The sequence below is a fragment of the Pseudomonas sp. GW822-FHT03F08 genome (assembly GCF_058801265.1).
The window spans coordinates 617380-637070 of record NZ_JBXANC010000001.1; the positions used below are offsets into that span (position 1 = coordinate 617380).

Consider the following 19691-nt stretch of genomic DNA (forward strand, 5'->3'; position numbering starts at 1 on the left):
CTCAAGGGTTATAGATGTCGTCGCGGGTCCACGGCAGTTCATGGCTGCCATCGGGGTGGGCCTTCACCGCGAGAATCTGGTGCAGATTGATCCAGCCCCGGGCAAACGCGTAGGCGCAACCGGCCAGGTACAGGCGCCAGATACGCAGGGCCTGATCCGGCACCAGTTTGCCGGCCGCTTCGAGGTTGTCCTCCAGCCGCTCGCTCCAATGGTCCAGCGTGCGCGCGTAATGCAGACGCAGGCTTTCGACATCGACGACCTCCAGACCGGCCTCGCTGATCTCGGCCGAGATCATCGCCAGGTGTGGCAGCTCGCCGTTGGGGAACACGTATTTTTCGATGAAGTCCCCGGCACCGCGTCCCACCGGACGGCCATCGGTGTGCTTGGCGGTGATGCCGTGGTTCATCACCAGACCGCCCTCTTTCACCGCACCGAACAGGGTTTTGCAGTACTCGGCCAGGTTGGCGTGACCCACGTGCTCGAACATGCCGACGCTCACCACTTTGTCGAAACGACCGTCCTGCGGCAGATCGCGGTAATCGAGCAGTTGCAGTTCGATCTGATCTTCCAGGCCTTCGGCTTTGACGCGCTCCCGAGCCAGCGCCAGTTGTTCCTTGCTCAGGGTGATACCGAAGACTTTGGCACCGAACTCACGGGCGGCGTAACGCGCCAGACCGCCCCAACCGCAACCCACATCCAGCAAGTAGTCACCCGGTTGCAGGCGCAGCTTGCGACACAGGTGCCGGAACTTGGCCTGCTGGGCCTGCTCCAGGGTTTCGCTGCCGGTTTCGAAATAGGCGCAGGAATACGCCATGTCGCTGTCCAGCCACAGCTGATAGAACGCGTTGGACAGGTCGTAGTGGTAGGAAATGGCTTTGGCGTCGGTTTCCTTGTCGTGCACGGTTCGCACCGGCTGACTGTCTTCGTCCTCGTCGAGCAACGCGTTGCTCAATTCATCGCAGACCCGGATGACCTCGCTGATCGAGCCCTCGAGTTCGAGCTTGCCCTCGACGAACGCCGCCCCCAGCGCATCAAGACTTGGATGGGTAAACTGGGTCACCATCGACGGGTCCTTGACCACGATGGTGACGCTGGGCGTCGGGCCCAGATTGAATTCATGGCCGTCCCAGAGTCGCAGGCGAAGCGGAAGCTGCAGATTCTGTAAGGCCGGTGGAAGTTGCGCGAGCATGGAATATCCCCCTGGTTTCAGACGTCTGATCTGAGGGTAGACCATCCTTGAAAATTAGCTGGCTATCGATTCGATAGTCGCCACCTATCAGCCAACGTGGCTGCAACGGCACCGATCTCCGTGCTTCAGTGCGCCTTCTCTGAAGACTTCAAGACCGGCGCACAGTTCGAAAAATGATCAATTCTGCTCGTTCAGCTTCAACAGGGGCTCCTGGAATCGCAACAAGCGACCGGCATTGCCCAACACCAGCAGTGTGCTGAGATTGTGCAGCAACGCTGCGATCATCGCCCCGGCGGCGCCCAGCCAGCCGAACGCGGCGAACACGACGATGGCCAGCGTCCAGCCCAGACCGATGATCACGTTCACCTGCAGCGTGCGCCGACATTGGCGGCTCAGGCGCACACAAGTGCCGAGACGGCGCAGATCGCTGCCGATCAGCACGATGTCGGCGGACGCCAATGCGATGTCCGCACCGCCCGCTCCCATCGCAACCCCCACCACACCCGCCTTGAGTGCCAGCGAATCGTTGATGCCGTCACCGACCACCATCGGCCGGAATCCGTTGTCGATTTCCTTCAACACGCGATTGAGTTTGTCTTCGGGCAAGGCCTGGGCTTCGACTTCATGCAGGCCGACATCCCGCGCCAGGGTTTGCGCCACGCTCTGACGGTCGCCGGTCAACAACAGTTGCCGACCGAGGCCCAATTCGCGCAGTTCGCTCAAGGCGAATCGTGCTTCCGGTTTGACGCTGTCGGCGAGCAACAGCCAGGCGAGAAACTCACCGTTCAAGGCCAGGCCGGCGATCGGGCCGTCGTGATCGGGAACCGATGTGGTCGGGATGCCCAGTTGCGCAAACAGTTCCGGGCGACCGAGTGCCGCTTCACCCTGCTCCGTCTTGGCGACCACACCCAAACCTTGTCGTTCGTGAATGTCGGTCAGTACCAGCACGTTGTCCGCATGAACCAGACCCGCCAGTGCACGACTGACCGGGTGACTGCTGGCAGCGCCAAGACTGGCAGCCAGCGCCATCACCGAATCGTGATCCGCCTGCGCGCTGTTGATCGACTGCAAACGCAACGTGCCGTAGGTGAGCGTGCCGGTCTTGTCGACCACCAGGGACGTGAGGTCAGCCAACTCTTCAAGGAAGGCCGAACTGCGGATCAGAATCCCGTGCCGCGCCGCGACCGCCACACCAGCAATCGCCGTGGCCGGTGCCGACAACACCAGCGCGCAAGGACAGGCTGCGACCAGCACCGCCAACATTGCCTGAGCATCGTTGGTGACAAACCAGGTCACCGCCGCCAGCAGCAACACCAGCACCATGTAACTACCAGCGTAACGTTCCAGCAACCGGGTGATCGGTGGTTTGGAACGCTCGGCGTTCTGCATCAGCGCGATGACCTTGCCCAGGGTCGATTCATCGCCGGTGCGGGTCACTTCGATACGCAGCAAACCATCGAGGTTGATCGCCCCGCCAAACACGGTCATTCCGACGCCCGCCTCCACCGGCACCGACTCACCGGTGATCGACGCTGTGTCGAGGCTGGCCTGGCCGGACAACACCCGACCGTCCGCTGGCACCCGATCACCAGCGCGGACTTCAACGGTGTCACCCGCCTTGAGCGTGCCGTTATCGACTTCGATCACAGTGCCATCCGCCTGGATTTTCCGAGCATGGCTGCGAGTGAGTTGACCCAACGCGTGAATCGCCTCCTGCGAGCCAATCACGCTGCGCTCCTCCAGCACATGGCCGAAGATCATGATGATCGGCAACAGCGCGGCGGTGAGCAGGTCACCGGTGGCCCAGGCGCCGAGCATCGCCAGTGCGATCAATTGGTCGGTGATGCCGTGCAGGCTTGGGTAACGCAGGCTGAACCACGCCGAACGCATCACCGGCACTGCGACCAGCAAAGAAGCAACACCGAGCAGCAACTGACTGACACCGGTTTGCTCCGGCATCAACCAGCGCCAGATCAAACCAAGCCCGAGCAAGCCAAGGGCGAGCATCGCCAGGGTCAATTGGCGCGCAGCGCGACGTTGCTCGGCCGAGGACAACAGGCTCGGTGCGGCGGTAGTGGCGGTCATTTACTGGCTCCCTGAATGATCAGGCGGGAATCGTCTTTCGGATCGACCGTGGTGACCGAACCGGCCTGGCCGAGAATCTTCGGTATCCGCTCGCGGTACAGGCGCAACAGCATTTGCGGGTCGGTGCCCTGTTGTCGGGCCTGGGCCAGACTCAATACGGTCGCGGTATCGGCGGAGGCTTTTGCCAACCGCTCACCGGCCTGGGCATGGGCGACCTGCAAGGTACGGTCGGCCAGTTCGTTGGCGGTCTGGGTGATTTTTTCAGCGTCGGTGCGGGCATTGGCCACCGCTTTGTCGGCCTGCTGGCTGGCAGTCAGTACGGCATTGAATGCACCGACCGCCGGCTCGGGCAGACTCGATTGCACATCGACCCGCGCCACTTCGATACCGATGCCCTGCCCGCTCGCCTTCAATTCGGCCAAGCGACGATTGATGCCCTGAACCAGATCGCCGCGCAACCGCTCGCGTCGTTCGGCGGCTTGATTGTCAGCGCCGATCAGTTCCGGTCGCGCCACCAGAATGGTGTCCAGATCCCGCGCTGCTGTCAGAGCTACTGCGCTGCGGGTCACCAGTCGATCCAGTGCCGGCAGCACATGGTCACCTTGCAGCACGAAGTCATAGGGATCGGTGACCTTGTAGAACACCCGCACATCCAGCTGCACCACCCCGGCATCACCGGTGAGCAAATAGCCTGAACCGGCCAATGCATCGCTCAACGGTGTGGCGAATGTCGCGACGCGATCGGCCTGTATTGCAGCAGGACTGCGCAGCAGGTTTTCCACTCGACGCTCGATGACCCGATCCGCCGCCGGCAGCAAAACAACCTGTTCGAACGGCTGCGGCCAGGCCAACAACAACCCGGCATTCTGAATACGATCCAGTGCACCGAAATGCATGATCACTGCGCGATTCTGCGGGTCGATCTGCCGCACGTTGGAAAACGCCCAGGCCAACGCCGCCAACACCGTCACCGCGTACAGGGCAAAAAACGCCAGACGTCCCGCCTGAATCCACGGACTGTTCAACGAATTTGTTCCACGTGGAACTTCACTCATGGCTGCGTTCCGGTCTTACTGTCCATATTCGGCGGACCGTCCACCAACACACGGAATGGCGCGGCGTCGGTGCGCAGGATCAATTTGGTGTCCGGCGTGACGATAGTGCCAAGGGTATCCAGCGAACGCAGCAGGTTGTACAGCTGCGGCGATCCGGCATAAGCGCGGCCGTAAATCTGTGCCGCTTCGACCCGCGATTGCGCTTCGATTTCGGCTGCTTTCACCGTCGCGTCAGCCTGGACGATTCGCGCATCACGTTCAGCGCCGGAACGAATCTGCGCGGCTTCACGCTTGCCGATCGCCGTGCGTTCGGTGGCGATGGTTTCACGCTCGGCGCGCATCCGGTCGACCGTCGCGGTGAGTGTCACTGACGGCAATGTCAATCGCTCGATACCCACTTGCACCACGCGCACACCGTAAGTGGCGAGCAACTGCTGATCGATCTGTTGACGCAACTGCGCTTCGAAATCGGCGATGTGCACCTGGTTGGCATTGGTGTTGACCAGATTGGCCAAGTCGAAACTGCTGGCGGTGGTCTCCAGTGCCGAGCCGACAAAGGTGCGAATCTGCCGCGCCGCTTCGTCCGGCTGATTCTGCACTGCGCGCATGAAACGCTGAACATTGTCCGCGTCGCCCTGCACCTGCCACGCGACGTACGCTTGCACGATGATGCGCAAACCGTCGCGGGTACCGACGTCCTGCAAGCCACTCGAGGTGGTGCGCAGGCGCAGATCCACCGGGATCGCTGCTTCGAACGGTGCCGGCCAACGCCAGCTCAGTCCCGGATCCAGCAACACCCGGGACGGATTGCCGAAACGGGTGATGACTGTGGCTTCGCCGGAGCGCACCTGCACCAGACTTGCCGCTGCGATGGCAAACGCCACCAGCAACACAGCCCAGCCCATGCGTCGCCACGGGAAAGGCCCCGCCTCTTCCGGTGCACCATGATGGTGGTGGTGATGCCCGTGATGGTGATGGCCGCCATGAGCATGGTCGTGACCGCTGTGGCCAAGGTGATCGTGTGTATGCGACTGGCTCAATGGGTGGCTCCTGGTTGAGCGGTGGTGCGCGCCGGCGTCGGGTCAGCCGGCAGCGTGAACGTACGCAGGTCGATGGTCGGCGCGTTGCTGCTGCCGCCCAGACGATGGTCGAGCACCAACAGTTTGGCTTTGCCCAGTCCCTGACTGAGCTGGCTGAGGTATTGCTCCAGCACGAAGGCCTGTCCGGCGCTGGCGTAGGCTTTTTGCTCGGCGCTGAATTTCAGGTCCGCCGCGCGGGCGGTCGAGCTGGTTTCGTGGGCATTGGCGCTGGCCTGATCGCGCGCGAGACTGGCCTGCAACTGCGCCTGATTACTCGCTTCGGCAGCTGCGCCACGCTCACGAGAGATCAACGCCTGGGCGCCGATCTGCGCCGCTTGCACGCTGTGGTACGCGTTGGCCGCACCGGCCGGCGGGTGAATCGCCTCGACCACCGTGGCGAGAATTTCTACGCCGCTGTCGAGCTTCTGAAGATCGTTTTGCACAGCGCGGCCGATTTCATCTGCCAGCCCTACCCTGTCTTGCCCCAGCAAACCGTCGAGGGTGCGTGACGCAAAATCGTGGACCAGAATCCGGCTCGCAGTGCTGCGGATCAGCGTCGGCACATCCGCACTGTTGTAAGTCGCGGCCAACGCTGCCTGATCGCTGAGGCCGATGCGATAGACGAAACGCACGTCCATGTTGACGATCTGGAAGCTCTGTTGCTCGCCACGGCTGCTGGCGATGACCTGGGATTTATCGTTGACGTGGCTGGCATCCCAAAGACGATTAGCGGTGATCGGGGCCGGACCTTCCGCCGGATCCGGCAGCACGGGCGCCGGATTTTCGCCCACGCTGGTCGCCAGTTCATGCACCACGCCATTCTCCACGTTCAACACCCGGCCCAGCGGCCAAGGCAGGCCGGCATGCAAACCGGGGCCGAACACCTGCACCGGTTTGCCGAAGCGCTCGTAGATCCCACGGCTTTGCAGCGGGATTTCATGAATGCCGGTAAGCAACCAGCCCACCGCCGCCACCAGCACCAACACCGGCAGGAACGCCCGGCGCATGTAACTGAAGGCCCAGATCTGCCGCAGATCGATACCGAAGCGGTTGTGCAATTCGTGTTGCAAGGCGAGCAATGGTTGCGGCGGCCAGCGCAGCAGATCGGCAACAAAACTGCGGGCGAGCAGTACCGGTTCAAGTTGTTCGCGGCGCGGACTGAACAGCGACAACACGGCACGCAGCAACAACTCCAGCGCGACCAGCCCCGGCAGGATGCCGATCAACACCGCCAGCCGCACAGGCCAGACCGAATTCTCGCTGGCAAACAGCAAGCACAATGCACCCAGTACCAGACTGATGATGACCACTCGAACCAGCTGCGCCAGCGCCCCCGCCTCGGGCCATTGCGCCGGGTTTTCCTGAGCCAGTTGCCGCTCCAGCACCAGCAGACCGAACGCCAGCAGCAGCGCAATCGCCGCGCTGACGGAAGCGGACAAACCCACCGCAGCCGAAGGCAATGCCAGGTTCCACACCTGCTCGATGCCGAGCAACGCCAACAGCGCCAGACCGCCCAGCCACAGGGTTGCCGCGCCGATCTGTCCCAGCACATGCAGGCTGCGTCGGCTCAATCGATCCAGCAGTCGCTCGTACCAGCCGTCCGGCCCCGGCGTTTCTGCCTCGACAGTCACCGGCACCACCGGGTTGATCACCCGCGCCCGCCAATCGGCCACCCACCACGCCGATTGCAGCCCGGCGACCAGCACCAGCAACGCCGCGCTCTGATTGACCAACAGCGCCGGCCACAGCGATTGCGAGGCGAACAGGCCAACAAAAAACGCCAGCACCCCTCCGGCCACGGCCAACCCGCCGAGTCCGATGGCCAACCGGCGCAATCGGCGACCCTGAGCCGCCGCCTGCTGAAAGCGCGGCAAACCGGTCACTTGCGTGCCATCAACGTCCAGATCGACTTGCATAACCCCCCAAAACCCTTGGCTCACTGCACAACTCGTTACGATATAACGAAATCCGTGAAATATTTGTACTCAATTTCACATTCAAGGATGCCCAACCTGTCGCGTTCCTGAAGCCTTGACCGAAATGTCCGGAAACGCACATATTACGTACGTAATTTTTAGCGATCCGCATTCTTCAGCCAGGAGTAAGCGCATGAGCAACTATGACGTAGTGATTCTGGGCGGTGGGCCCGGCGGTTATAACGCGGCGATCCGCGCCGGCCAGTTGGGCCTCAAGGCCGCGTGCGTGGAAGGCCGCGCCACGCTGGGCGGCACCTGCCTCAACGTCGGTTGCATGCCGTCCAAGGCGCTGTTGCATGCGTCCGAACTGTACGATGCGGCGATGGGGGCGGAATTCGCCAACCTCGGCATCGAGGTCAAACCGACGCTCAACCTCGCGCAAATGATGAAGCAGAAGGACGAAAGCGTCGCCGGCCTGACCAAAGGCATCGAGTTCCTGTTCCGCAAGAACAAGGTCGACTGGATCAAGGGCTGGGGCCACATCGACGGTCCCGGAAAAGTCAGCGTGACCGGCGATCAGGGCAGCCGCATCGAACTGACCGCCACCGACATCGTCATCGCCACCGGTTCCGAGCCCACTCCCCTGCCCGGCGTGGCAATCGACAACCAGCGCATTCTCGATTCCACCGGCGCCCTGTCCTTGAGCGAGGTGCCCAAGCATCTGGTGGTGATCGGTGCCGGCGTGATCGGCCTCGAACTCGGCTCGGTCTGGCGGCGACTCGGCGCGCAGGTGACGGTGGTGGAATACCTCGACCGCATCTGCCCCGGCGTGGATGGCGAGGCCGGCAAGACCCTGCAACGCTCGCTGAGCAAACAGGGCATCAGTTTCAAATTGAGTTCCAAAGTCACCAGCGCCACGTCTTCGGCCAACGGCGTGCAATTGAGCATCGAACCGGCAGCCGGCGGCACCGCCGAGCTGCTGGAAGCCGATTACGTGCTGGTTGCCATCGGTCGCCGCCCCTATACCAAAGGCCTGGGCCTGGAGAACGTCGGCCTGAGCACCGACAAACGCGGCATGCTCGCCAACAAACACCATCGCACCGAAGCACCCGGCGTCTGGGTGATCGGCGATGTCACCTCAGGGCCGATGCTTGCGCACAAGGCCGAAGACGAAGCCATGGCCTGCATCGAGCAGATCGTCGGCAAGGCGGGCGAGGTCAACTACGACCTGATCCCCAACGTGATCTACACCCGACCGGAACTGGCCAGCGTCGGCAAGACCGAAGAGCAGCTCAAGGCTGAAGGCCGGGCCTTCAAGGTCGGCAAGTTCCCGTTCACCGCCAACAGCCGGGCGAAGATCAATCACGAAACCGAAGGTTTTGCCAAAGTCCTCGCCGACGCGCACACCGACGAAGTCCTCGGCGTGCACCTGGTCGGCCCGAGCGTCAGTGAAATGATCGGCGAGTACTGCGTGGCCATGGAGTTCAGCGCGTCGGCCGAAGACATTGCGCTGACCTGCCACCCTCACCCAACCCGTTCCGAGGCGTTGCGTCAGGCAGCGATGAATGTCGAGGGCATGGCAACGCAGATGTAAGCACTTCGCGGATACTTCCCGCGCAATGCGGGAAGTATCAGGACGGCAAATGCCCCAAGGGCAACGCTCCCGGGGTCTTCACCGTGTGAATCGCAAAGTTGCTGCGGATGTCGCTTACCCCCGGCAACTTCAGCAGACAACCGGTTAAAAAACGGTCGTAGGCGCGCAGGTCCGGCACCACCACTTGCAGCAGGAAGTCCGATTCCCCAGAGACCAGAAACGCCGAAATCACCTCCGGCAACGCTGTCACCGCCCGGTGAAACGCCTCGGCCTGTTCATCGTTGTGTCGTTCCACCTTGACCCCGACGAACACCGTCAGCCCCAGCCCCACCTCATCACGGTCCAGGTTCGCCTGATAACCGCGAATCACCCCCGCCTCTTCGAGCATCCGCACCCGGCGCAGGCACGGCGACGCGGACAAACCGATCTCGTCCGCCAGTTGCACATTGCTCAGGCGCCCGTCCCGTTGCAGCGCGGCGAGAATCTTGCGATCGAAGGCGTCGAGTTTCATGGTTGGCAGATCCTGATGGTGTAACCGCAAAAAGAAAGCAGGTTATGCCAATCTCAACAGTTATAGAAGCGAACTACGCAAGCACCTGCCCTGCCCCTCGGTCATAGACTGGTTGCACCGAATCGACAACGAAAGGGGTGCGACATGGCAAGTCTCTGGCTGTTTTTCCTGGCTTTGGCGGTGGTCTATCTGCTGCCCGGCCCGGACATGATCCTGCTGTTGCAGACCGGTGCCCGCCAGGGTCGCGGCGCAGCACTTGCCACGGCGGTGGGGCTGGCGGTTGCCCGAGGCTGTCATGTCGCACTCGCGGCGCTGGGGCTGGCGGCGCTGTTCAAGGCTGCACCGTGGACGTTCGATGCGGTGCGGATGGCCGGGGCGGCGTACTTGCTGTGGATCGGCATTCAATGCCTGCGCACCACGCTGCTGCCTGATCTGAACGCCGGCACCGTAACGGACGGCCATGGGCAGTGGCGCGCCGCAATCCGTCGTGGCCTGCTGACCAATCTGCTCAACCCGAAAGCCTTGCTGTTCTGCTCGGTGCTGCTGCCGCAGTTCATCGTGGCGGATGGCGCACCGGTGCTGACGCAGTTTGCGGTGCTCGGTGCGATGCTGGTGGCCGCTGGATTGCTGTTCGACAGCGCCTATGCCTTGCTCGGCACGGCGCTGGGCCGCTGGCTGAAACACAGCCCAACGGCCCAACGCGTGCAGCAGTGGTTGTTCGGCAGCCTGTTGATCGGCTTCGCCGTGCGCCTGACGTTCGTCCAGCAGGCTTAGGCTTTGCGGGCCTTGCGCTGGCGGCGGGCAATCAGCAACAACGCCACCGCAGTGAAGACCACAATCGCACCGATCTGCACCGGCCACTTGTATGGCCGCAGTGTCGAACGCACCGAGTCGGTCACCTGAGTGACATAGCGCTTGTCAGCGTTTTCGAAGTCCGGATAAGGGCACTGATGGCCGAAATCCACGGCCCACAGAACGTACGGCCCTTCGTCGACATAACGTTTGTACAACGCGCTCTGTTCTTCCAGGCTGCTGTTCCAGCCGGCGGCCGAACACAGCACGGCGGCGAACGCCTGGCTGGTGTGCGGCAAGTTATCCGCCGCACGGTTGGCCAGCGCTGTGGCAACAAACCGATAGTGATATCGCTCATCCGGCTGCGCTTCGCTGGCCTTCTGGCGTTGCACTTCGGCCTCGCTCACCAGCGGCCCGACTTTCAGCTCAGCGGTTTCCAGGCTGTAGTTGCCGCCGAAGGTCGCGTAATCCGGCGCCATTTCGTAGCCCAGGATGTCCATGCCCCACTCTCGGGCCGTCCACGCCGCATTGAACAATGCGCTGGCACGCTTGGTCGGCCACCACGCCGAATCGGCCTTCAGACGTTGCTCGCCATAGAGCCGGGCCTTGTTCTGCAGATCGGCATTGTCGAAATAACCGACCGCTTCTTTGTAGTGCCCTTCACGCAACAAACGCCGACCCAGCAGATTGCGCAGGCTCGCGGCCACTGGCAGCGGCACGTAATTGTCACGATCCTGCTGGCTCAGCGCGGGCGGTGCCGGGACGTTGGTATCGACGTAGTTTTTCAGCTCCTCGACCGTCAGCACCCGCTCGGCCACGGTCGCAGCGTCGAACCAGTAAATGCTCTGGCTGCGATACAACTGATCGAAGGCCTGCAGGTACTCGCCACGTTGCAGCGCCAGAATCGCGCTTTCACCCTCGACCCGGCATTTGGGCTGAAGGGATTCGAGATTCCAGTCGGCGGTACGCCGCTCGCCCCAGGATTCACCCTGCGGGAAGGCCTGCGCAGCTTTCGCATAGGCCGCAGCCGCCGCGACCTTGTCGCCATCGCGCACCGCCAGTTTCGCCCGCAGCCACCACGCCAGGCCGCTGTCGCCGGCGTGTTCGAGGAACGCCTTGGCGCTGGCGTAGTCGCCCTGTTGATAATTCATGGCCGCCAGACGATCAGCGTTATCGAGGCTGCCGCGCGTGCTCTCCTGCAACGCCTTGATCAGTTTTTTCTCATTCGGCGGCTCATCGCCGAATGACCAGCCGATCCGGCTGATCAGCGAAGCGGTCACCAGTTGCTGCACCGCTTTGCCACGCAGCAACTTCTCCAGTCGATCCTCGGGTTCTTCGGCCAGATCATTCATCAACAGCTTCAGCGAGGTGTAGCCGACGTTCGAGCCGTGCAGGTTTTGCGTGGCATAGAGTTCGATGGCCTTGTCCCAACTGCCCGCCGTGCGCAGCGCTCGTGCTTCTTCGCCGAGGCTGGCCACGCCGAGTTCCAGCGGATCGCTGAAACCGTCGATGCTCAGTTGTCGCGTCTGGCGGAAGGCTTCGATGGCGTTTTCCAACGCGTCGAGCGTATCGCCTGCTTCGCTGCTCATGGCAAAGAACGCCCGGCCCAGCGAATAAGCGGCCCAGGTGCTGCGCAACGCGCGTTGATCGGCCGGCAGCGCCAACAACTGGCGGAAGTACTCGACGGCCAGTTGATGATCACCGGTGCCGAACGCCACGGCGCCCGCCACATACAGACGCAGTTCCGCCGGCAGGCTCGCGCCCTGCACCTCGACCTGACGTGCATCGGTCAGGCTGCGCAGTTGCTTGACCAGCGCCTGCTGCTCCACGCTCAGGCCCTGCTGCTCGGCCTTCTCACGCAGTTCAGCGGGCTCCTTGGGTTCGCCATAGATGTCATCCGGGTTGTAGGTGACCGCCGTGACGTTCTTCAGCCCGGCAATGGTTTTGCCGAGGCGATTGATCTCGAACTTGAAGTTGCCCTCCGGCAGTTCCGCCAGCGATTGCCCGCGATCGTCGAGCAGACGCATCGGGAAATCCGGGCCGCAGGCCAGCGCCGATCCCAGCGGCAGGCTGAGGCTCAGGCAAAGCAGATGGCGGGGCCAGTTACGGGTCAACATGCGAACCTCCTTGATCAATATTTGCGCAACGTGCCCAACCGATCGCACGCTGTCCGCCCGCCGGCAATCGGCCGTCGCGCAAGCGGGTGAAGGTAAGCAGATCCGCAGTCTGTTGCAATGCATAACCGGCGAGCGCATCGGCGCCTTCACAGCCGCTGGCTTTTACCCGAACGCGCGCAGGCCAGGGGCTATCAAGGTTGCCGGCGTTTCCGAGCGTGATGTCGTAGAGGCCGTCCTGCGCCTTGAAGCTCAAGTCGAGTTTGCTGGACAGCGCATCGCCTCGGGCCACCGCACGCAACGTGGTCAGACTCCACGCCCGGCGGTCATTGGCCAGCGGCAGGCGGAACCAGATCAGCCCGGCCAGGTGCGCCGGTCGATCCTCGCGCAGTGCTTTGGCGAGTCGGCTCAGTTGCTGTGGATCGGCCAGCAATTCGCGGCGCTCGCCACCTCGCTCCAGCGTCACTTCGCTTTCCACCACCGGCGCGCCACCGCTGTCCGGCAACAACGCTACACCGTAAGCCGGCAGGGCCAGGTAGAACGGTTTGTCGCTGATCCGCCCCCAGCGCTTCGCCCAGTCGCGCGCCTGCTCAGGGTCGAACAGACCGCGTCGCGGATCGCTGACCGCATGCACCTGCAGCACGCTGCTGTCGACTGTTGCCAGCAGCGCCGGCAGTTGCGGGCTGTCGAGCCAGGCCGGTAATGCGGTGATGCTCAAGGGCAGTGATGACGGCAACGCTGCGCGCAGATGAAGGAGGAAGTCAGCGTACGCGGGCAGCCGCGCATTGCCGGCATCGTGATCGATCTCGACCCCGGCCAGCGTGAGTCCCTGGGTTTGCCAGTCATCGATCACCTGAAGGATCTGCGCCGTGACCTGATCCTGATCCAGCGCCTTGAGCTGGCCATCGAGGCGAATCACCGCGATCAGCGGCCGGCCATCGCTTTTCAGCAATTGCGGATCGATCCGCGCCCGGCTCCAGCCCGCCTGAGGGAAGGCCTGCAACGCCAATACCCGCAAGGTCGAGAAATCAGTGCGGCTGCCCTTGAGCGCCGCCTCATGGCCCGGCGTCCACTGGCGTTGCCAGACGTAGAGTTGTTGATCGAGAGGCGCTGCTTCCTGACGCTCACAGGCAGACAGCAGCAGGGCTGTGGCAAGCAATGCCGACAGCCCGAAAAGAAACCGCATGACGTGCAAATCCCTGGCAACACAAGGCTGCAAGGTTACACAAAACCGACGGGAGCGCGGCCGCTCCCGGAAAAAACGCGCTACGGTTTACGGGCGATGATGACCTGACTTTTCGCCATGACGCTGTCCAGCGCATGTTTGATCTGCGTGCCACGCGGCGAATTGAGCACGGTCTCCCAGGTCTTGGTCCATTGATTGAGCAACGGATGATCGGGGCTGCCCAGATCCACGTTGGCTTCCCAGAACAGCAACATCCACAGTGACCGATAGAAACCGTACTGGCTGTGGCTGACGATCTCCAGGCCCGCTTCGCTGACCATGGCCTTGAACTGCTCCTCGCTGATGATGCGAATGTGGTTGGGCTTTTCGAAGTACTCCGGTATGGCGATGCCTTTTTGCACATCTTCGGAACTGGGGTGCGGGACGCTCAGCAGATACAGGGCGCCCGGCTGGCCAATCCGCACCAGTTCGGCGAGGAACTGTGCCGGATCGTCGACATGTTCAAGCACCTCAGTGGACACCACGCGGGTCGCGGTGTTGTCGGCGATCGGCAGCGGATTGCCGTCGGTGACGTGGTACTCGACGCTGCGGGCCGAGGTTTCGCTGAGCCGCTGGCGGGCGGCTTCGATCTTGGCTGCGTCGATGTCGGCGACGATGATCCGCGCCCCGCGCATCCCGCAGAACTGCATGTTGCCGCCGTCGCCGCAACCGACGTCGACCAGTGTGTCCTCGGGGCCCACCGTGAAGCCTTTGTACAGCTCGCCGGTGTCATGATTGAACCAGCCGCTGAGCATGGCATCGCGCAAGCCGAGCTGGAACGTGTCGACGTCCTCGACCACCGGCGCGGCAGGCTGTGCAGGCGTCGATGCCGTGAGTTTCTTCAAAAGTCTCAGCATGGGTTGGCTCCAGAAAAAGGGTCGACGTTGGGCGAAAGGGTTTGCAGCGGTTGGCGGGCGATGATCACCGGACGAGGTCGCAAGCTTCGAGTCAGCACGCGGATCATGAGCCGGAGACCTCGACGGTTGTCATCTCACGATGTTCGAACAGCTGCGCCAGAAAGTCCTGCAAGCGCTGCTCGGCCACGGCCTGGCTGCAGAATCCTTGCAGGCTCAGCACGGCTTGAGACGACATTTGTGCATAACGTTGTGGCTGGTTTTTCGCCACGTCGTAACTGTCGCGGTAGGCGACGCAGACCGACGCCCAGTTGGTCACGTAACGCAGCGTGCGGAACGCCTTGCGCGGATCGTGGGGCCACGCGGTGAGTTCGTCGGTGGACTCGACCAGGAACGCATTGTCCTCGCTCAGGTAATCGATCATCGCCGTGGTGCGTGGCGCCACCGCTGGTTTGCCGCAGGACATGAACTCCATCAGCGGCAGGCACTGGCCCTCGCCGTAGGACGTGTTCACCACGTAACGGGTCGCCTGCACCAGTCGCTCGTAGTCCGCGTCCGCGAGGTAGCCGTAGATCAGCACGATGCGGCAGCGGTAGGAGCGGTTTTTGTACAGATGATGAAGGATGTCGCTGAGGGCCTCTTCGGCATCGTGGTGGGTGAGTTTGAGCACCAGCGTTGCGTCCTCGACCTCACGGAATGTCACGCAGAACGCACTGAGCATGTCTTCCCAGTTCTTGCGTCCGTCGCCGGGGTTGAACACCGAGGTGTACACCACGCCATCCAGCAACAACTCTTGCTCGCGGACCGGCGCCTCGAAGTCGATGCCTTTGCCACGGCGCAGATGCTTCGGGCCGAAGGCGTCGAGATCGAGCTGACGACTGTCGGCCACCAGTCCCTTGATCTTCAGTCGCACCGGCCCCGTCGAGGGCTGGCCTTGCAGTTGGGCGCCCCGGGCGGCAAAGCGATCCCACACGGGCGCCGGCACCGCGACAATCGGGTAATCGTCGCTCATGGCCTCGCGCACCGCGTCGACCGTGTAACTGGAATGGGTGATCGCCGCCCCGCAGGCGCGCAACACCGTGCGCCAGTCATTGCGTGGCTCGCCGTCGAAAGGCTCGTTGGGGATAGTGCTGAACTCCCAGGCGAACACCGGCAACGTCGGGCAAGCCAGATGAATCGGTGTGCGATGGGGCGGCGAGAACGACAGGAACACGCACGGCTCGCCACGGGCCAGGCATTCCAGATACAGCGCGTCGACTTCGCGGGCCGGGTCCGTCACTTCCACCACCCGCCCGAGACGCTCGAGCACCGGCCGGTATTCTTTGAGCACGAAGTAATAGCTGTACTCGGAACGGCCAAGATTCTGCGCGATGGTGTGCTGGTTGGTTTCCGAATGAATGATGATCAGCATGAGGCGTTGTCCGTCACGGGGGCGGCATCGGCGGCCGCTGGCTCAAGGCCGAAGAAGTCCGCCAGGCGCTGCTGCACCGGGGCGAAGGCGCAGTAGTCGTGCATGCGCTCGACGGCGGCGACCGACATTCGGCGATAGTCCTGCGGTTGCGCCTTGGCCATCCGGTAACTGTTTTCGTAGGCACTTTTGAGCGAGCCCCAGTCCGGTCGGTGACGCAGGGTGCGGTAGATGATGCGGGTGTCCTGCGGCCAGATCGTCAGCTCTTCGCTGGACTTGACGACAAAGGCCACCGAATCGTCGATGTAGTCTTCCATCGCCGTGTGATCCGGAGCGATCACCGGTTTACCGCTGGACATGAACTCCATCAGCGGCAGGCACAGGCCTTCGCAGCGCGAAGCATTGACGTAAAAACTGGCAGCCTGGTAGAGCCGCGCATACTGCGGATCGTCCAGATAGCCGTGCAGCACCAGCACCCGGCAGGCGAACGGCGTCAGTTGCGCGAGCAAGGTCATCAGTTCGCTGTAATAGGACGCCAGATCGTTCTGGGTGATCTTCAGCACCAGCGTTGCGTCAGACGTTTCGCGAAAGGCCCAGCAGAACGCCGTGATCAAGTGATGCCAGTTCTTGCGGCCATCCTTGGGGTTGAACACGGTCACGTAGATCACGCCATCGACCGTGGTTTCGACCACCCCCGAGGTCTCCGGCAAGTCCAGCGGTGGTGGTTCGTCCACCGCCACTTCATGGGGGCCGGCAATGTTCGGCAGGCGTCGTTCGAGCCAGGCATGGGCCTTGTTCGAGAACAGATCGCGAAAGCCTTCCCAGTAGCCGTGATGCAGGTATTTCACACGGGCCATGGGCTCGGGTTGATCGCTAGGGTTCAACACCCACAGACGCAGGTAATGACGGGCAATGACCAGTCGACGCTTGAGTGTCAGGGGTGGCGGGCGGCGCGCCTCGATGTCCGCCAGTTGCTCGGCGGTCAGCGGTTTGGGCAGCAGGTCATCGGCAGAGAGTCCCAGCGTGCGGCTGTCGAAAATGCAGCCCTTGATCGCCAGCGTCGCCCCGGGATTGATCGGCGCGCTGACATGTTGCTCACGAATGGCCGCGAAGTTCTCCCACAGCGGGGTCGGCAATACCAGGACCGGAAAGTCTTCGCCCATGGCTCGTCGGATTGCCCGGGCAGTGTGGCTCGACAGCGTGATGACCCGTCCCTGTCGGGCAAGCATTTGCGTCCAGTCCTGACATTGATCGCCGTCCCATGACTCATCGGGGATGGAATCGAACTCCCACGCAATCACGCAGATCGTCGGGCATTCCAGATCGGTCGGGGTATTTTGCGGCGGGGTGAAGGACAGGAACACACTGCTTTCGCCGGAGGCGAGCAGTTGTCGATACAGTGGATCGACTTCGTCGCGGGCGGACACCACATGCACCCGCCCCAGACTTTCGAGCACCGGGCGATAGGCCTTGAGCACGAAGTAATAGCTGTATTCAGGACGCCCGAGACTCTGGCTGATGGAGCGGTCGTTGACGTCCGAGTAGAGAATGAAATTCATGGCATCCCACGGTGCGACCGCCATCCCGGCAGCCTCACGCTATGACGGCCAGGCATCGGATCGGGTCGGCATGGCCGACAATCGTCCTGTGTCCGAAGCACGTCGTCGTTCTTGTTTTAGTGGTCAGTTTCACCGTATTGCGCAGCCACTTGGGCAACGCTCGGGAAACCGCGACGAGGGGCATTCTAAACACATCCGTTCAGGATTCGTGAACCGCCCGGCGAGAAAAACCGGGCTACGCTGACGAGAACTGACCGGTCACGGTTTGGTCGGTTGAAATTGCCGAGCAATTGGCACAGATTGGCAACCAAACAACTACAACAACGACTTCACCCGTCTTGCGACCGGAATTTTACCCGGTCAGACAGACATCCCCTCAAAGCCTGTGGGAAGCGGTGAAAGTTAAAGACCAAGGGGTCGCTGTTTGAAAAAACGTCTGTTCATCACGGGCCTCAGCGGGTTCGTGGGACAACATATCCAGTCGCGCCTGATGCTCGATGACTCGGTGTGGGAACTGCTGCCTGCCGCTTCGCCCTTCGACCTGACGGACCCGCAAAGCCTCATCGACCTCTGGCCGCAATTGCCTGACGCCGTGATTCACCTGGCCGGTCAGACATTCGTCCCCGAGGCGTTCCGCGATCCGGCCCGCACCTTCGACATCAATCTGCTCGGCACCCTGAACCTGTTGCAGGCGCTCAAGGCCAGAGGCTTCAAGGGCCCGTTTCTGTATGTCAGTTCCGGCGACGTGTACGGTCAGGTCGACGAATCCGCACTGCCGATCACCGAGCAACAGCCGCCCTGCCCACGCAATCCCTACGCAGTGAGCAAACTGTCCGCCGAATTCCTCAGCCTGCAATGGGGCCTGAGCGAAGGCTGGCCAGTGCTGGTGGCGCGTCCGTTCAACCACATCGGCACCGGGCAGAAAGACAGCTTCGTCATCGCCAGCGCCGCGCGGCAGATCAACCGCATCAAGCAGGGGCTGCAAGCGCCGCAACTGGAAGTCGGCGACATCGATGTCACCCGGGACTTCCTCGACGTCGACGACGTGGTTTCGGCCTATTTCGCGCTGCTGGAAAAAGGCACGCCGGGACAGGTCTACAACATTTGTTCGGGCCATGAGCAAAGCATCCGCAGCCTCATCGAGCAGATGGGCGACCTGGCCGAGGTCGAGCTGCAACTGGTTCAGGACCCCGCGCGCATGCGCCGCGCGGATCAGCGTCGTGTCTGCGGCAGCCATCAACGGCTCGCCCAGACCACAGGATGGACGCCGCAAATCTCTATACAACAATCCCTGCGGGCGATCCTGTCCGACTGGGAGAAGCGAGTACGACAAGAATGACAAAAAGTGCACTGATCACAGGGATCACCGGCCAGGACGGCGCGTATCTGGCCAGACTGCTGCTCGACAAGGGTTACAAGGTTCACGGCCTGGTGGCGCGGCGCAGCAGCGACTCGCGCTGGCGCCTGCGGGAAATGGGCGTTGAAGCCGACATCGTGTACCTGGACGGCGACATGGCCGATGCCTGCTCGGTGCAGCGCGCGGTCATCAAGTCGGCGCCGGACGAGGTCTATAACCTCGCCGCGCAAAGCTTCGTCGCTGCGTCCTGGGATCAACCGGTGACCACCGGCATCGTCGATGGCCTGGGCGTGACTCACCTGCTTGAAGCCATCCGCCAGTTCAGCCCGCACACGCGTTTCTACCAGGCGTCCACCAGCGAAATGTTCGGTCTGATCCAGGCCGAGCAACAGGACGAGAACACCCCGTTCTACCCGCGCAGCCCGTACGGCGTGGCCAAACTCTATGGCCACTGGATCACCGTCAACTACCGTGAAAGTTTCAACCTGCACGCCAGCAGCGGCATCCTGTTCAACCATGAATCGCCACTGCGCGGCATCGAATTCGTGACCCGCAAGGTCACCGACGCGGCCGCCCGGATCAAGCAGGGCAAACAGCAGGAACTGGCCCTGGGCAACATCGACGCCAAGCGCGACTGGGGGTTTGCCGGCGATTACGTCGAGGCCATGTGGCTGATGCTGCAACAGGACAAGCCTGACGACTTCGTGGTCGCCACCGGGGTGACCACCACCGTGCGCGAGATGTGCCACATCGCCTTCGATCACGTGGGTCTCAACTACCGCGACTACGTGAAGATCGACCCGGCGTTCTTCCGCCCGGCCGAAGTCGAAGTGCTGCTCGGCAATCCGACCAAGGCCCAGCGCGTGCTGGGCTGGAAACCGAAAACCGACCTCGACACCCTGATCCGCATGATGATGGATGCGGACATGAAACGCGTCGCCAAGGAGTAGGCC

15 protein-coding genes are annotated in these 19691 nt (G+C 62.5%); 4 read left to right on the forward strand and 11 right to left on the reverse strand.

What is annotated here, in order from left to right:
* Window position 1 precedes the first annotated feature (1 nt).
* From cfaB to hflK (AC1RME_RS02925), 5 genes are all read right to left on the reverse strand, one after another.
* Window positions 2-1189, reverse strand: a complete 1188-nt coding sequence (gene cfaB / locus AC1RME_RS02905) for a C17 cyclopropane fatty acid synthase CfaB (protein WP_096817081.1) — start codon at window positions 1187-1189, stop codon at window positions 2-4.
* A gap of 177 nt (window positions 1190-1366) precedes the next feature.
* Entirely contained in the window at window positions 1367-3274 is a 1908-nt protein-coding gene (locus AC1RME_RS02910) for a heavy metal translocating P-type ATPase (protein WP_096817080.1), read from the reverse strand.
* Window positions 3271-4329 carry a protease modulator HflK gene (hflK, locus tag AC1RME_RS02915; RefSeq protein ID WP_493090428.1) on the reverse strand — a complete coding sequence of 353 codons (1059 nt, stop codon included), beginning with the start codon at window positions 4327-4329 and terminating at the stop codon, window positions 3271-3273. Before hflK (AC1RME_RS02915) ends, AC1RME_RS02910 begins: the two co-directional genes overlap by 4 nt.
* Window positions 4326-5369, reverse strand: a complete 1044-nt coding sequence (gene hflC / locus AC1RME_RS02920) for a protease modulator HflC (protein WP_493090430.1) — start codon at window positions 5367-5369, stop codon at window positions 4326-4328. The genes hflK (AC1RME_RS02915) and hflC overlap by 4 nt, the downstream gene beginning before the upstream one ends.
* Entirely contained in the window at window positions 5366-7324 is a 1959-nt protein-coding gene (gene hflK, locus AC1RME_RS02925) for a protease modulator HflK (RefSeq protein WP_493090432.1), read from the reverse strand. The genes hflC and hflK (AC1RME_RS02925) overlap by 4 nt, the downstream gene beginning before the upstream one ends.
* Before the next feature lie 193 nt (window positions 7325-7517).
* Between hflK (AC1RME_RS02925) and lpdA the strand changes: the two genes are divergently transcribed.
* Complete coding sequence (gene lpdA / locus AC1RME_RS02930) at window positions 7518-8918, forward strand: dihydrolipoyl dehydrogenase (protein WP_493090434.1); 1401 nt, start codon at window positions 7518-7520, stop codon at window positions 8916-8918.
* A gap of 37 nt (window positions 8919-8955) precedes the next feature.
* On the opposite strand, the gene AC1RME_RS02935 is transcribed toward lpdA, so the two are convergent.
* Window positions 8956-9429, reverse strand: coding sequence for an Lrp/AsnC family transcriptional regulator (locus AC1RME_RS02935; protein ID WP_007954205.1), 474 nt, complete (start codon window positions 9427-9429; stop codon window positions 8956-8958).
* Between the two features lie 144 nt (window positions 9430-9573).
* Between AC1RME_RS02935 and AC1RME_RS02940 the strand changes: the two genes are divergently transcribed.
* A complete protein-coding gene (locus tag AC1RME_RS02940) occupies window positions 9574-10203 on the forward strand; it encodes a LysE family translocator (protein ID WP_096817074.1) in 630 nt (209 codons plus the stop codon).
* Here AC1RME_RS02940 and AC1RME_RS02945 read toward each other — a convergent pair.
* The 5 genes from AC1RME_RS02945 to AC1RME_RS02965 form a co-directional block, all read right to left on the reverse strand.
* Window positions 10200-12338 carry a tetratricopeptide repeat protein gene (locus AC1RME_RS02945; RefSeq protein ID WP_096817073.1) on the reverse strand — a complete coding sequence of 713 codons (2139 nt, stop codon included), beginning with the start codon at window positions 12336-12338 and terminating at the stop codon, window positions 10200-10202. The genes AC1RME_RS02940 and AC1RME_RS02945 overlap by 4 nt on opposite strands.
* Window positions 12325-13521 (reverse strand): DUF3142 domain-containing protein, encoded by a 1197-nt coding sequence (locus AC1RME_RS02950; protein ID WP_096817072.1) that lies wholly within the window; start codon window positions 13519-13521, stop codon window positions 12325-12327. The genes AC1RME_RS02945 and AC1RME_RS02950 overlap by 14 nt, the downstream gene beginning before the upstream one ends.
* An 80-nt stretch (window positions 13522-13601) precedes the next feature.
* The gene (locus AC1RME_RS02955) at window positions 13602-14417 is read right to left on the reverse strand and encodes a class I SAM-dependent methyltransferase (protein WP_096817070.1); all 816 of its coding nucleotides are present in this window, start codon (window positions 14415-14417) and stop codon (window positions 13602-13604) included.
* 103 nt (window positions 14418-14520) lie between these two features.
* Window positions 14521-15825: a glycosyltransferase gene (locus AC1RME_RS02960; RefSeq protein ID WP_096817069.1), complete on the reverse strand. Its 1305-nt coding sequence runs from the start codon at window positions 15823-15825 to the stop codon at window positions 14521-14523.
* On the reverse strand, window positions 15819-17381 hold the full coding sequence (locus AC1RME_RS02965) for a glycosyltransferase (protein ID WP_255261892.1): 1563 nt from the start codon (window positions 17379-17381) through the stop codon (window positions 15819-15821). Before AC1RME_RS02965 ends, AC1RME_RS02960 begins: the two co-directional genes overlap by 7 nt.
* Window positions 17382-17805: 424 nt before the next feature.
* Between AC1RME_RS02965 and AC1RME_RS02970 the strand changes: the two genes are divergently transcribed.
* Entirely contained in the window at window positions 17806-18720 is a 915-nt protein-coding gene (locus AC1RME_RS02970; RefSeq protein ID WP_493090437.1) for a GDP-mannose 4,6-dehydratase, read from the forward strand.
* On the forward strand, window positions 18717-19688 hold the full coding sequence (gene gmd / locus AC1RME_RS02975; protein WP_493070369.1) for a GDP-mannose 4,6-dehydratase: 972 nt from the start codon (window positions 18717-18719) through the stop codon (window positions 19686-19688). The genes AC1RME_RS02970 and gmd overlap by 4 nt, the downstream gene beginning before the upstream one ends.
* Window positions 19689-19691 lie beyond the last annotated feature (3 nt).